This window comes from Nitrospinaceae bacterium, assembly GCA_018669005.1.
GTDB lineage: Bacteria > UBA8248 > UBA8248 > UBA8248 > UBA8248 > UBA8248.
Map to the genome: position 1 here is coordinate 1 of JABJAL010000091.1, position 14,310 is coordinate 14,310.

Sequence of the window (14,310 nt, forward strand, 5' to 3'; positions counted from 1 at the left end):
CACGTATTCGCAAGGCGCTCTTTCGCCTCAAGGGAAAGGGTGTTGCGCCCGCCGGGACAGAGACGAAAAAAGCCCGCGCCGCCACCGCCGCGCCAGGCATCGATTACACGCGGGCGATTGTGAGCACATGCGATGGGGCGGGGAACCTGATGCTCTGGGTGGCCCGTTCGCGCCAGCCTCGGGGGCGCTCGCTTTTTCAGGCCCGCATCCGGCACGGTCGGGGCATCGAGGAGTTTGTCTCGACCGACATCTCATCAAAAGAGCTTCGCGATTTCTTTGACCGCCTTACCCAGGATGAGCGCCTACCCACGGTGGATGTGCCTGTTGGATATGCCTTCTGGCTCCTTCAGCGAGCGCAGGCTGCCAATGAGGGCGAGGGCGGCTCGCCAATGCCCTCGGGCTTTACGCACTCAAAACTCCTGCTTGCCCCCTTGGCCGAGCCCGAGGCGTTCCCGTTTCCGGGTGCGCATCTCATTCGTGGATTGCTTGAGCCTGCCTCGGGCGATGAGGGGCGCATCGAGCAAAAAGCGATGCTTGCCAATGCGGCGTTTTGGACGTGGGTGCTTGAGGAGCCCCTGGTGGCCCCCCATTTCAATAAATGCGTTGAGGCGCTACAGGGCGATGAGGCGGCGGATGATGAGCAGCGACGAGCCCTTTTCGATAAGGCGATGGAAGAGGAGGCGGCCAAGCTTTATGAGAACGAGGCGCTCCGCACTCGCCTGGCCGCTCAGCTAGAGGACAATGCCTATCTTTTGCACTTGAGGAAAGAGCTAGATTTTGCGCGCGAGAGCCTGGCGCTCTCGGACCTTCTCGCGGCGGGTGCTCCGCGACCAGAGTTTTTCACCGAGATGGTTCGCTACACGATAGGGGCAATGCTTGATCGGGCGATCAGGCAGAGCCAAGAGGCGCAGGGAGGGCAGGCGCAGGGGCAGCAAGCCCACGATCATGACCATGATCACGCGCACGACCATGACCATGCGCATGACCACGAATAACCAAGAACACACACTTGGCGAGAGCTGATCGGAGGGTGATTCTCCGGCGAATGGTCACGCCTTAGTTTTTTGCTGGTGGAGGAGGAACTCATGGATTTCAAGTTTGATCATGTTCACCTGGTTTGCGGTGATGCCGAGGGGATGCTCTCGTTTTTTGAACGCGTTTTTGGCGCCGAGCGCATATCTTTTAATCCGGATTTCAAGGGTGCGCCCAGCGGGGTGTTGCTGCTGGGCTCGATGCGGATTTTTGTTCGCGGGGTAAAAAGTGATGAAAAGCCCGACGCTGTTGCGCCCGTGCGGGTACAGGGGCTCGATCATTTCGGCATCGGGGTTGAGGATGTCGAGGAGGCCGCCAAGTGGCTCAAGGCACGAGGCGCCGAGTTCTCGATTGAGCCCTACACGGGCGGCATGGGTGGCCGCATGATCGCCTACGTTCGGGGGCCGGACAATTTAGACATTGAAATAGTTGGCCCATATGTGGGCCATAAAGACTAAATATCAATAAGTTATAAGGTTTTGGGGGGCGCCTTCGGGTGCCTCTTTTTTTTAGCGAAGCGCCGTAATCAATACACCGCCGATGACGACAAGAAGTGTTCCTATGACCATTCTTCTTGTGATGAACTCCATTTTTTTCAAGAAAAAGTAGCTGAGAATAAGGATATAAATGGGCGCGGTGCGGCTTAGGGGCATCGTTGTCGATACGTCGCCGAGCATGATCGCGGTCCAGAGAAAAAACGAGCTTCCCGAACTGAAAAGGCCTGCCGTGACTATCCAGAGAAATCCAGCGCGGTTAACAGAGGCCTCGCTGTCTCCAGGCAAGAAGGGTTTGAATGTCACGAGAAATAAGTTGGCTGCAAAAAAGGCCACGGCGATGCCCACTTCCGGGGTTTGCTGGTAGGCGTAGGCATATTTGGAAAACAGAGGGGGGAGCGCATAGGCGACCGAGGCGACGAGCGGAAAGATGAGCGCCCCTTGCAACCAATCCTTGAACGAGCGCGAATCATTTTCTTGAATGCTCAGCAACGAGACCCCGCATACGATTCCCATGGTGCCGATGATGACCCACTTATTCGGCGTCTCCCCGAGGATGATGACGGCTATTAGTGTGCTCCACAGGGGGGCGCTTGAGGTGATGGTGACCGAGCGGCCCAGCCCCATTCGGGTGATGCCGTTGAGGTAGCAGACGCGGCCGAGCCCCGGGCCGACCAGGCCAACCAGTGCGAACCAGAGCACGGGGGTGAGCGTTGAGGTGAAGAGCGTTCCCTTGATGAGGGAAGTGATGAGGCCTGTGAGGCTTACGGTGCCATTGATGATAAACGCCGCCGCCAGCGGTGTGGTGGTTCGCATCCCCAGGCGAATGAGTATCTGGGATATGGCGAAAGTAAAGGAGGAGGCGATAGCCAAAAGCTCGGGGAGGCCGACGGACGAAATGATATGGTTCAATTAGTCCCCTGTTTCTTGCCCGTGGAGCGCTTATTACTTGAGGGGCGACCTGCCTTCCGGGTGGTGGCCCGGGCAGGGGCCCGTGCTGTGCCGGGTTTCGCATCGCCATCTTTCAAGGACTTGAAGTAGGGACACATTCGCCGAAACCCGCACTCTGTGCATTTGGGGTTTCGCGCCGTGCAGATCGTTCGACCAAAGGCGAGCATGTTCATGTGAAGCTCAAAGGCCCTTCCCTCGGGCACATGGGGGCCAAGCTCCCCGTGTGCTTTTTCGGGCCCTGTTTTCTCATCGATGAGGCCGAGCCGTATCGCTATCCGGTGAATATGAACATCGACTGCGAAAAGATCGCGGCTAGAGGCCCACATCAGCGTTACGTAGGCGGTTTTCACGCCGATGCCCTTGTGCCTGGTCAGAAGGGCCACCGCCTCGTCATCAGTAGTTTCGTGCATAAATTCCAACGAAAGCGCCCCGGTCTCGCTCTTTAGCCATTGAAGGAAAGAGTGAATCCGAGCGGCTTTCTGGTTCCCTAAGCCAGCAGATTTTACGGCGCGGGCAAGCGCGCGCTCGGTGGCCCCCGCAGCGGCCTCCCAGTCGGGGAATTGTCGCTTGAGCTCGCCGAAGGCCATATCCCGGTTATGGTCGGTAGTTCCTTGGGAGAGGAGCGTTTCCACGAGGGCGTCGAGGATGTTCGCCCGCCGAGGTCGCTTTGGCATTCCGAAAAGATCGCGCAAGCCGTCCGCGAGCCGGATGATTTTTCGCTTGAGGTTTGCGGGTTTTATTGATTCTTTCGGCATTCTCACGAGCCTCCTGTTAGGAGACCGGACTATCTCACCATTACTTGCTCGATGCCATGAAGTCAGAGGTATGGTGCACAGGCGGCGGCACGGTTTAGAGGCGTGGGAAATCCACCCAGGCCCAGTTAATAAAATAGGGATTTAGGCGGGAGGAAACTTAACCAGCGTTTTGGCTCGAATTCGCCTTGGTTTTGAATGCTTGGGGCTGGCGCGGAGATAGATACCTCTTTGCGCGGGGCTCGCTCTCCCGGAAAACCTTGGCGAGGCGCTTAAGCTTGCGGTATTCGCTAAGAACTCGCCAGATATAGCGTCGGGTTTCCTGAAATGGCGGTACGCCCTTGTAGCGACTCACGGCGGTGGGCCCCGCATTGTAGGAGGCCAGGGCAAGACCGATGTCCCAATAGTGTTTCTTGAGAAGGTTTTTTAAATACCGTGTTCCGCCCTCGATATTTTGACGAACGTCGAAGGGATTTTCGATTCCGAGATGTTTTTGGGTAATTTTGTTGATTTGCATGAGCCCCATGGCCCCCTTGCCAGAAACAGCATAGGGATCGAAGCCACTTTCCACCCGAATGACCACTTTAACCAGAAGTGGGTCAACCCGGTAAAGTGCTGAATAATAATGGATATATCGATATATGTCCGGATGCTGACTGGTATTCGAGGTCGACAAATCATCAGAGCCGTAGTCTGGGCCAGTTCTCCTCTTTGGGGCAGGTAATGAGGAATCAATCTTACCCAACCCCAGGCTTGAGGTCTGAATCGAGGCGACAGCATTCCCTGTTAATCGAGGAAAGTATTTCGAGGGATTAAGGCCCACCCAGCTGGAAACCATGAAAGTGAAGGCGAGCACGCCCACGGTTCCAGAGAGGCCTCGAAGAAAACTCCAGGGCCTCCTCGTGGCGCCGAAATACTGGGCCGCAAATTCAATCGCCAGCAAAACGACATATAAAGCTATAGCTGCAAGCATAGTGGTATACATGAATGTTTACCCTGTAGTTTTCAGGCGAATTACTATGGTTGGTAGATATCCGGCACAAAACAATGGAAGCTCAAGCGGACGAAAGACAACCGGTAAGTAAGAAGTTTTCAGGCTTCTAATTAAGACCCGGCTTGCTCCCATGAAGAAGGCCCACCCCCTATGTAGGGCCCCTTTAATGACAATAATGATGAAGAATATTTGGATAAATTGCAAGTATTTCATCATTTTAATCTTTTGACTTATTCGAAATAAAATCAATGACTTTCGTGATATCTTCGAAAAAATGATTGGGCTCTGCTAAATTTAATTCATCTTTTGAGGCGTAATTTCCCCCCACTGCCCACGCTTGAACTCCCGCTGCGTGCGATGCGGCAACGTCAATTGGAGTGTCGCCAACCATCACCGCCTCCTCGGGTGTGAGGTCAAGTTTTTCAAGAACGGCCAGAATCATGGCCGGGTCGGGTTTCGGCGCATATCCCTGCCTTGCGCCCACAACACATTCCATCCGCTTCATCAGATCGAAGTGCTCAAGTTGTCTGACGCAGTAGGTTTGCGTTTTGTTGGTGACACAGGCAATTAAAAATCCCATGTCAGCGATGGCATCAAGTGTTTCCCTCACGCCTTCTATAAGCTTGGTTCCAGATATAAAATGGATTTCATAATGAGAGCGATAGACTTTTGCGGCATGCTCGGAAATCTCGCTTCCCCATAGTTCGGCGAAGCGATTCTCTAAAGTGGGGCCAATTGAGGCGCGAACCTCGGCGTCGTTTAATTCGGGTTTTCCCAGGTCCCGGCAGGTGAGGTGCATGCAGCGGGCGATGCCCTCGTAGCTGTCCACAAGAGTGCCGTCATGGTCGAATAAAATGGCGCGGATTTTCATCGTCTCCTTCCCGGCGGCAAGACTGCGGGCCGGTGTGGCGTGATATGCTCTGGTCGTTAGGCGGATGGGGCGAACCATAACATTAGGGAGGAGTGGATGGAATTGGCCGTATCCCTTCAACAAAATGCACCTGATCCGGGGGAAGACGCCCTGGTTCCGGGGAAAATCGATCTTAAGGGGATGACCGAGGAGGAATTGGTGGCGTTTTGCGCCGAGGCTGGCGAGCCCGATTACAGGGGACGCCAGGTTTTCGCCTGGATCTGGGAAAAGGGAGAAACCGTAATCTCCCGGATGAGTGATTTGCCGGCCGCCTTTCGCCAAAGACTGGAGGAGCGGGCACGGATTAGCTGGCTTGAGGCCGAAAATATTTTGTCTGGAGACGACGGGACGGAGAAGTTTCTCTGGCGCCTCGGCGATGGGAGCCGAATAGAGAGTGTTCGTATTCCGATGCCTCGCGTGGAGGGAGGGACGCGCTGGTCTCTGTGTATATCGACTCAAGTAGGTTGCGCCATGGGCTGCACTTTTTGCCTGACGGCAAAGATGGGCTTTCATCGTCAGCTCTCGGCGGCTGAGATCGCCGAGCAGTTTCTTGCCGCTCGAAGACGGCTTCCCGAGGGCGAGCGCTTTCATAACGTCGTTTTCATGGGTATGGGTGAGCCGCTGGATAATTTTGACGCCACGGTGGCGGCGGTGGGGCTGTTGACCCATCCAAGGGGAATCGGACTGGCGCCCAGGCGGCTGACCGTTTCGACGGTGGGCATTTCCTCGAGGCTCGGGGATTTTGTTAAACAAGCGCCCGGCGTTGGCGTGGCGGTATCCCTCCATGCTGCCGATGAGGATACGCGCTCGAAGATCGTGCCGGTGAATCGCAAGTGGGGGCTGATGGATATACTTAAGGACTGCAAGGCGCTCCCCCTTACGGTGAGGCAACGAATTACGTTTGAGTATGTTCTTTTGAGCGGGGTGAACGACTCGGCCGAGGATGCGAGGAAACTGGCTGGCCTTCTTGGAGAAATCCGCTGCAAGGTGAACCTCCTGCCTTGGAATCCGTTTGATGGGGCCCCCTTCGAGAGGCCCTCGGAGACCAGGGTCGAGACGTTTCGCCGGACTCTTGCCGACCGGGGGCTGACTGTCACCGTCCGCCAGAGCAAGGGTCTTGATATTCGGGCGGCGTGTGGCCAACTGGCCGACGACGTTAAAATGGCCGAGCATCGTGGAAAAAAATAGGCGCGTTTATTTCTCTTGCGCCCTGGTTGCTCATGCGTCCGATCAGGCTAATTATGAAAAGAGAAAATATTGCCGCGAAATATGTCGTGAGTAATTCCATCGATTTTCAACCTTTAAAAGATGTGGTCTTTCTAAACGATGCGGCCTAGCAGACAGCTCAAATCGAGCAGGAGCGATGCCGCCACATATCCAACCAAAGCCTCCATTCGTCTGCTCCCTTAAAAAAACGGTCCCTGGTACCAAAAAATAAAGTTTTATGGAACCCATGATGCGGGTGGCTGCCTTGTGAATCCCAAGAACCGGAGAATCGCCTTCATGTGCGGTATATGTTGCGAGATTCATACCTTGGGGGGCAGATGGGCCGGGCTGGGGTGTGAGCGAGGTCACAGTCTGAATGGAATTAATTAATCGTATTCATATCAATAATTTATGGGTTTGTTTTGGCCCTGAGAGGGGGCGTCGAGGATATAGGTAGGACCAGCTGCCTCTGCGAGGGGGGGGGATGTGCGACATGTTGCGGAGAAGATCGCCGGCTCCCTGACGCAGGGCTTTCTCAATTGACGCATTGTTGCTTGTGAGGTGCCCTTGAGCGCATGGGCTAATTTGGCATTTAGGGGCCCCAGGGGCCGGGTGCAAACACCCTGTGAGCTAGGGTGGGGTTAGTCTTTGGCCAGGAATTTCCGAAGTATTTTCTCGTTCACCTCGACCCCAAGCCCAGGGCCCTCGGGTACTTTTACCATGCCTTTTTCAACTCTAAAGCCTGTGACGATATCGAGATCATGCCAAGCGGGGGCTTTTCCCGACTCGTTGTATACGATGGCCGGAGTTGACGCGAAAAGATGGGCGGCGGCGGCATCGATGAGTGCTCCTTGAATGACACTTCCACATAGCCCCTCGATGCCATTCGCCTCTGCCAGGGCGGCTGCTTTTTTCGAGGGAAGAAGCCCCCCTTCGCGATTTATCTTGATATTGACGACATCCGCTGCGCGGCGGCGCATGAGTTCAGCCATATAGTCAGGGCGCATAGATTCATCAGCGCCTATCCTCACTCGCGTATTTTTCGTGATGAACGCCATTCCCTCGATGTCGTGTCCGGGCACGGGTTGCTCGACCATCGTGACGTTGTATTCCTCGATCATGGCGCAGACCGAAACGGCTAATTTTGGTGTCCAGGTGGTATTGGCATCGACCACTAGCATGACCTTGTCCCCGGTAGCCTCACGAACCTTCTGCACACGGGCGACACTGGTTTTCACGTCCTGATTCATTTTTACTTTGAAGGCTAGGGTGCCCTCTGCCATTGCGGCGGCAGCGATTTCAGCCGTTTTTTCGGGCGATTCCAGGGGAAGTATGTCGAACGAGGGCATCTCGTCCCGAATTTTCCCGCCTAGAAGGTTGTATACGGGTTGATCTAGTATTCGGCCCTGAAGGTCATGGAGGGCGCAATCAATCGCAGATTTTGGAGCATAGTGAAAAGGGATAGTGGATTCCATATCGCGGTGTATGGCTTCTAAATAAAACGGATCTTTTCCCTTGATTAGGGGGAGGAGGTATTCTTTTAAAACGGTGAATGCCGATGACTGGGTTTCTCCTGTTGGAAACGAGCGGGGTGAACCTGCCCCCCATCCGATGGCTCCACCAGAAGCTGTGAGCTTGACCACGACATCGCGTGAATGGGTCTCTATTCTGTTGGCGTCCTTGTATGGATGATTTAGCGGTATGGAGACAGGAAAAGCCTCTACGGTTTCAATTATTGGCATGTAGTTACCCCTTGTGGGAGGCTATGGAGAATCTATGGTGAACATTTTCACTGCAGGCATTAAGGTTAGACATAATTTATCAGTAATTCCACCCCTGATGAAATTTTGGGATACTCTATTTTGCAGGAGATTTTTGGCATTGAAAATTCTATTAACCTGAGACGGTTGCAATAACCCCTGTAGCCGTGTTGTAAGTAGGTCCAAATTGAATTTGAGTGTTGTTGTCAAATTACGTTAGCTGCTTTCCGGGAGAGGTGAATGCCCGAGTTGCCAGGAAATATTGAAGATATGCTCAGCGGTATTTCCGCGAATCTGGGAGAACTCCTGCGCGAGCAAAAAACGCTTGGGGAGCGGATGGAGAATCTGGAGGAGCGAATCTCCAGATTTGAGGAAAAAGGGCAAGCTTCCGATGGGGCATCGGAAGGGGCTTCTTACGACTACCGGATTCTTGAACATTATCGGCGTTATACGATATGGGATAGCAAGGGCCGCAAAGCGGAGATGACCAACACACGCCGTTGTCTTGCGCTCCGCGACATGCCTGGGCTCAGAACTCGCTACCATACGGGAACAGGTGACCGAAATGTGGAATATTCTTACCGCATTTTTCAAGAGGACCAGGATGTAGAGTCAGCCTGGATACCGCTCGAATTTGAAATTAATAAAGGGGCAGGGGCAGATTATTCGGCCATTCTTGCTTTGCCCCAGCCTATTTTGAGCGGGGAGCGCTTTGAGCTTCGCCACAAAATGAAATTAATCGATTCTTTTTGCACCCACAACGAGTGGGTGAGCATTGTAGTTGAGTATCCGACGGAGAGATTTGTTCTTGAGTTGATTCTCCCCTCGGATCGGATGATTCAGGGTGCCCGGAGTGAGAGTTCTGCGGGAGCCTCGCAGAGCTTTGACAAAAGGCGCATCGTGCCGCAAAAGGTACCGGGCGAGAGCCAGGTCGTGATGGCCTGGGAAAAGGAGAGCCCGGTTACGGGGCGCACCTACACCCTCTACTGGGAGTGGTAGGGGGGGGCTGGTTGGTTTGAGTGCCACATGTCGCACCATGTTCGCACATGCCGCGCATAGACCTCATAGGTGCGCGAATTTGCTGTTTGACATGGGGGGGAGCCTCAGGGGCACTGAATTCCCGGACAACAGAGCCCTCTCATAGGCCGAGCCTTCGAGGGCGCTCTCCTGGCTTGATGCACGAATTTGCTGTTTGACACGAAGTCTGCTTGCGGCAAGCGCTTTTTAAAACAATTTATGGTAATGAAATCAAGTAGTTATGGGTTTCAGTAGTCAGGTTATGGGTTCCAATGGTTAGGTTAGGGGTATCGATAGTTAAAGATTCAACTCGTTAGAGACTCATCTTCCCGCCCCGGCGTTCGGTGGCAGGATCGAGATATTCTCTTTTTTTTCTACATTCATCAGGAGTTCGAACATGCTTGATCAAAACAGCTTTCTCGTTGAATTAACCGAAAACTGCGGGGCCCAGATACTGCCCGATGGCCGCGTGAAGACAAACCGTTCCCAGCTCGAAAAATGCGCCGCAACCCGCAGTGCTAGCGTCAGCGTCTCGCACTCCAAAAATTTCGAGAAAAACATCCACGTCCCCACGATCACCGTCCGCCGTGTCGAGAAAAAAGGCGCTAAGACCGAAACCGAAAACCTCTACTTCAACTACGAAGAGCAGGGCGAGGACATGATCACCGAAAATCCCGCCGCGTGGGGCCGAATTCCAATTCAGATATTCGGCTAGCCCCTTAGCGAAATTGGGAACAGGAGATTATTCAGATGCCCGGAGAATGGACCCCCGAGCTCATCAAGGAGCAGTTCGCCCGCCGCCTTGGCACGCTCTTTAACGGCCACGTCGGCATTGAACTCATCGAGGCAGGCCACGGCTTTGCCCGTCTGCGCCTGCCCATCAGGGACGAAATCCTCCAGCCCACTGGCGTCGTCCATGGCGGCGCCGTCGCCACCCTCGCCGATGTCACCGCCGGTGTCGCCGCCCACGTCTCCTATCCCCCCGGTACAGACATCGTCACCGTCGAGCTGAAAGTAAACTTCATTGCCGGGCTGAGGGAGGGCAACCTCCTCAGCGAGGCCAAGCCCCTCCATCTTGGCCGCCGCACCTCGGTCTGGGAGGTGCGCATCAACCACGACTCGGGCCGCCACGTCGCCTTCGCCTCGGGCACCTTCATGATCGTCAAACAAGCGCCCACCGAATAATAACGAAACCCATCGGCGAAATTTCGCTTATGGAAACCCCCGTTTATGGCGAATTACTAATTCGCTATAAACAACCTCTCAGCTAGATATTCTTAATCCCGGATCTCAGGAAATATCTTTGCGGTCAATACCGTACCTATCCATTTTATCGTTGAGCGTCCGGCGGGGGATGCCGAGGGTCTTCATTGTATCCTGAACATTTCCCTTGTGTTCGATGAGAGCCTCTTCGATCACGAACTTCTCGAAGGCTTTCACCCTTTGGGGAAAAGGGGCGGGCCCTTCGATTTGATATTGATGAGGACGCCCATCCATTGTCCCCTTTTTCTCCTTACGGGCTATCTTCATCATGCCAGTGCCAAAGAGCACCCAATTGCTCGAAATACCATGCTCCCTATTGAGGTACTCAAGAAAAGAGACTGAGGTCTCCGTCCTCCCCTTCTCGTATAGAGAAATGGTTCCCGCTGACACACCCGCCGTGTTAGCAAATTTCGCCTGGCTAAGCCCCAGAGACTCCCTCACTTTCTGAAGCCGCTTTCCTATTTCTCGTTTTCTTTCCATCGACAAATTCTTCATCACCGACATTTCCCATATAGTTGCTTGGATGGATTCAGTATAACGTGAAACGACATTTTAGGTGCCTGCCCAAAAGTCGTAGCCCCGACGCCTGCCAGAACTCCTTCCCTCTATTTAAGACCCCAGCCATCGGCGAAATTTCGCTTATGAAAAACCCCAAATCGGCGGAATTTCGCCTATGCCACCGGGCGGGCTTTTTTGAAAAATCCCTCGATCTCCTTTGTTTATGGGCATATACTATTTTTAGACCGAATATTCTTATTTTGGCACGGTCCTTGCTCTATATGGGGAGTGACTACAGAGACTCTTCAAAAAGGAGGAGCGCACAAACAAAGCGATTCATACGAAAGCGGATTTTTAAAATTTTTCTCGAAAGGAGCAAGACCTTGAGCACAAAACGAATCACCTCAACGATCACCGCAGTTGTTTTTGCATTCCTCTTTCTTGTCTCGGCTGCCGCGCCAATTGCCTCGGCTCTCACCTACAGCGAGGCTTTTAGCTGGTCGAAAGTCCCTGGCGCCACTAATGCCGTCGACATCGGCATCGGCGCGGGCGGCCATGTCTGGTATCTGGGAGACGGTACGGGCCAAGGCGGCAGCCGTGTCTACAAGTGGAACGGCTCAACCGGCTGGGACTACAAGGGCGGCGAGGGTGTCCGCATCGCCGTCGAACCCAATGGCAACGCCTGGCTCGTAACAAAATCCGGCAACATCTATCGCTATACCGGCAGCAGTTGGACTCGGGTTCAGGGCGCGGGCGGCACCAGTAAAGCCCTCGATATCGGCATCGGCGCGGGCGGCCATGTTTGGTATCTGGGAAATGCCGACACCAATGGCGGCAGACGCGTCTACAAATGGAACGGCTCGACGGGCTGGGATTACATGAACGGCGCCGGTGTTCGCATCGCCGTCGAACCCAACGGCAACGCCTGGGTCGTAACGAGTTCAGGCAACATCTATCGCTACAATGGCAGCGGTTGGACGAGAATGCCGGGCTCGGGTGCTGTCGACATCGGCATTGGCGCGAATGGCCATGTCTGGTATTTGGGAGATGCCGACCTCTCCGGCGGCAAACGCGTCTACAAGTGGAACGGCTCAACGGGCTGGGATTACATGAACGGCGCCGGGTTAAATATCGCCGTCGACACCCAGGGCATCGGCTGGCTCACTTCGGGTGGTGGCAACATCTACCGGGGCGTTGCTGGAAAACAGGTTCCCAACGTCGTGGGACAAACGCAGACCCAGGCCCAGGCCGCGCTCACGGCGATAGGTCTGACCTCCTCCGTCACCGATCAGCTAGTCCTTAACCTACCGGACATCTACGGCAAGGTTGACAGCCAGAATCCGGCTGCGGGCGTATTAGCCAAGCCGGGAGGGGTGGTCGCGCTCAAGGTATACAAAAGAGGTGCTAAAGTGCCCCCCGTTATTGCGGTTGACGGTTATAGGAGTGACACTGGCGGGGTGATAGCCTCATGGAAAGCGGAAGCTAAAAAAAGGGGCCTGAACCCACAAGTTTATACTTGGCCTACAACAGATAGAAAAATTTGGAACAAAATTAAACACCAGACCCCGCCCGCGGAATTCCTTACCGCCGTGGGCACAAGAATTCTTCTTCATATTTACACACCGCAAACAGTGACTGTTCCGAACCTCGTCGGTATGAAGATAATGGATGCCCACAATAAACTAAAAGGGATGGGTGTTTACTCCAACGTGAGAGCTGTCTGGAGTTATGGAGGCAAGACCGTGTATGGTTGGCCGAAGTATTACCAAACGATGTCGAATGACTCCTTGGTGGGTAATGTAAGGACACAGAGCCGCGCGCCGAATACGACTATGTATAAGGAGGGTAAAGTTTATCTCACGGCTATAGCGAACCAAACCCCGCTCGTGCCAGCATTCACAGGCTATGATCATACTGGATATTCGAATTTACTGCGGCACAAATACGGATTTGTTAGTACTATGATGAATGGATATGGCGGACCGGTTCTTAGAGTCTCGCCGGCTGTCGGTACCCGGATTAATCGCTCCAACATGATTTGGATTTGGTCGGGAAAAAAATAGATTCGGCCACCTCCCCCCCGCGCTCAAGAGATTGGGCGCGGGGGTTTTTGTTTTTTTGGGTGCACCTTGACCGATACCCTTTTAAGGCATGCCCGTAGATTCAGCTTCTAGCCGCCAGCAAACCCCCGGCTTACGAGGCCGGGGAAGCGGGGGAGGCCGGGGTTGCCGGGGAGCCCGCCAGCATAATTGTCGTGCCCCCATCGCTCGTGATGCAGGCCCCGTTCATGAAATCGTTTTCTGGGCAGACCATGAAGGCGGATACAGCGGCCATCTCCTCGGGCTCGGCGAAGCGCCGGGCGGGAATCCCCTGGAGGCGGGTGGCGGCGTACTCGGGCTCGGCCTTGAATCTGATTCTAGAGCTCGCGTTCATGGTCGTGCCGGGCAGAAGGCAATTCACCCGAATCCCCTTGGGGCCCAGCTCGACGGCCAGGGCGCGGGTGAGGCTGTGGAGCGTTGCCTTGGTGGCGCAGTAAAGGGCGTTTTCGTTCACGCCCACCTCGCCGAAGATGGAGCCGATGTTAAGGATTCGCCCGCTCCCCTGGGGCACCATTATCCGGGCGGCATCGCGCGAGGCGATAAAGGCCGCAATCGCGTTGACATGAAAAACGCGAACAATGTCATCGTCCTCGAAATCGGTGAAGGGGCCCGGGGCGCGGGCGCCAGCGCAGTTGACCAGGATATCGAGCCCGCCCAGGAACTTGGCCCCCTCGCTAATGATGTTGCTTGCGCAGCTGGCATCGGCAAGATCGTAGGGGCTGCCATCGGCTTGGACGCCCTCTGCGCGGCAGGCCTCTATCACGCGCTTTAAGCCTTCTTCATCTCTCCCGCCTGCGGCCCAGATCGATGCGCCCTCGGCGGCGTAGCGCTCGGCAATCGAGGCGCCGATCCCAGCCGAGGCCCCGGTGATGATGGCGCGCTGCCCTTTAAGTCTTTTCTCCGGCATGAAGTTCTCCTTCCTAAATTATTTGAATAAGAAAATTTTTCATAAATTTTTGGGCAATTATGCGGCACCGACACGCACCATACCAGCCTGGGGACAGTGGGTATCGCTTTCTCAGCGAGAGGGGAATGTCTTTAGCGGCAAGGAGCGCAGCGCCTGGGTTAGAGGTTAAATCCATCTTCATCTTGGCGGCTCCCGTGGGTGTTCACCCGCGCGCTCATTGGCCCAAATTTCATCATGAGCCCCTCACTTTCGAGTATCCTCGCCGGCGTCGAAACGGGGGCCCGATTTGGGGATTTTCGTTGGTAATGAGACATTTTTGAAACACAATGAGACAAATTCTTCTTGATAGTTCCCCTCCAAATAGGTGCTCCCTCCTTTCCTTTTAATATTTAACATCCGATATTATCGATTGGTTATAATGACAGGC

General features: G+C 54.4%; 14 protein-coding genes. 7 read left to right on the forward strand and 7 right to left on the reverse strand.

The genetic code is table 11. The features are described from left to right. Both HOJ95_14420 and HOJ95_14425 read left to right on the forward strand, forming a co-directional pair. Positions 1-995 (forward strand): hypothetical protein (locus tag HOJ95_14420; GenBank protein MBT6395893.1); only part of this gene is annotated, 995 nt, incomplete at its 5' end. Between the two features lie 90 nt (positions 996-1,085). Further along, positions 1,086-1,490 (forward strand): VOC family protein, encoded by a 405-nt coding sequence (locus HOJ95_14425; GenBank protein ID MBT6395894.1) that lies wholly within the window; start codon positions 1,086-1,088, stop codon positions 1,488-1,490. Between the two features lie 51 nt (positions 1,491-1,541). Here the strand turns inward: HOJ95_14425 and HOJ95_14430 are convergent, their stop codons facing one another. The 4 genes from HOJ95_14430 to HOJ95_14445 form a co-directional block, all read right to left on the reverse strand. Further along, positions 1,542-2,438 carry a DMT family transporter gene (locus HOJ95_14430; GenBank protein MBT6395895.1) on the reverse strand — a complete coding sequence of 299 codons (897 nt, stop codon included), beginning with the start codon at positions 2,436-2,438 and terminating at the stop codon, positions 1,542-1,544. Beyond that, positions 2,435-3,232: an endonuclease III gene (locus HOJ95_14435; protein MBT6395896.1), complete on the reverse strand. Its 798-nt coding sequence runs from the start codon at positions 3,230-3,232 to the stop codon at positions 2,435-2,437. Before HOJ95_14435 ends, HOJ95_14430 begins: the two co-directional genes overlap by 4 nt. Positions 3,233-3,389: 157 nt before the next feature. Next, the gene (locus HOJ95_14440; protein ID MBT6395897.1) at positions 3,390-4,214 is read right to left on the reverse strand and encodes a lytic transglycosylase domain-containing protein; all 825 of its coding nucleotides are present in this window, start codon (positions 4,212-4,214) and stop codon (positions 3,390-3,392) included. A gap of 226 nt (positions 4,215-4,440) precedes the next feature. Beyond that, on the reverse strand, positions 4,441-5,094 hold the full coding sequence (locus tag HOJ95_14445) for an HAD family hydrolase (protein MBT6395898.1): 654 nt from the start codon (positions 5,092-5,094) through the stop codon (positions 4,441-4,443). A 96-nt stretch (positions 5,095-5,190) separates the two neighbouring features. On the opposite strand from HOJ95_14445, the gene rlmN reads away from it, so the two are divergent. After that, complete coding sequence (gene rlmN / locus HOJ95_14450; protein MBT6395899.1) at positions 5,191-6,321, forward strand: 23S rRNA (adenine(2503)-C(2))-methyltransferase RlmN; 1,131 nt, start codon at positions 5,191-5,193, stop codon at positions 6,319-6,321. Between the two features lie 659 nt (positions 6,322-6,980). On the opposite strand, the gene HOJ95_14455 is transcribed toward rlmN, so the two are convergent. Further along, a complete protein-coding gene (locus tag HOJ95_14455; protein ID MBT6395900.1) occupies positions 6,981-8,081 on the reverse strand; it encodes a hypothetical protein in 1,101 nt (366 codons plus the stop codon). Positions 8,082-8,339: 258 nt separating this feature from the next. Here HOJ95_14455 and HOJ95_14460 point away from each other — a divergent pair, with 258 nt between their 5' ends. The 3 genes from HOJ95_14460 to HOJ95_14470 all read left to right on the forward strand — a co-directional run bounded on the left by HOJ95_14460 (position 8,340) and on the right by HOJ95_14470 (position 10,301). Continuing rightward, positions 8,340-9,098, forward strand: coding sequence for a hypothetical protein (locus HOJ95_14460; protein MBT6395901.1), 759 nt, complete (start codon positions 8,340-8,342; stop codon positions 9,096-9,098). A 415-nt stretch (positions 9,099-9,513) separates the two neighbouring features. Continuing rightward, positions 9,514-9,831 carry a hypothetical protein gene (locus HOJ95_14465; protein ID MBT6395902.1) on the forward strand — a complete coding sequence of 106 codons (318 nt, stop codon included), beginning with the start codon at positions 9,514-9,516 and terminating at the stop codon, positions 9,829-9,831. A 35-nt stretch (positions 9,832-9,866) separates the two neighbouring features. Beyond that, positions 9,867-10,301 (forward strand): PaaI family thioesterase, encoded by a 435-nt coding sequence (locus HOJ95_14470; protein ID MBT6395903.1) that lies wholly within the window; start codon positions 9,867-9,869, stop codon positions 10,299-10,301. A gap of 105 nt (positions 10,302-10,406) precedes the next feature. On the opposite strand, the gene HOJ95_14475 is transcribed toward HOJ95_14470, so the two are convergent. After that, positions 10,407-10,877 carry a helix-turn-helix domain-containing protein gene (locus HOJ95_14475; GenBank protein ID MBT6395904.1) on the reverse strand — a complete coding sequence of 157 codons (471 nt, stop codon included), beginning with the start codon at positions 10,875-10,877 and terminating at the stop codon, positions 10,407-10,409. 383 nt (positions 10,878-11,260) lie between these two features. Here HOJ95_14475 and HOJ95_14480 point away from each other — a divergent pair, with 383 nt between their 5' ends. Beyond that, the gene (locus HOJ95_14480) at positions 11,261-12,940 is read left to right on the forward strand and encodes a PASTA domain-containing protein (protein MBT6395905.1); all 1,680 of its coding nucleotides are present in this window, start codon (positions 11,261-11,263) and stop codon (positions 12,938-12,940) included. A gap of 130 nt (positions 12,941-13,070) precedes the next feature. On the opposite strand, the gene HOJ95_14485 is transcribed toward HOJ95_14480, so the two are convergent. After that, entirely contained in the window at positions 13,071-13,883 is an 813-nt protein-coding gene (locus HOJ95_14485) for an SDR family oxidoreductase (GenBank protein ID MBT6395906.1), read from the reverse strand. Positions 13,884-14,310: the final 427 nt, after the last annotated feature.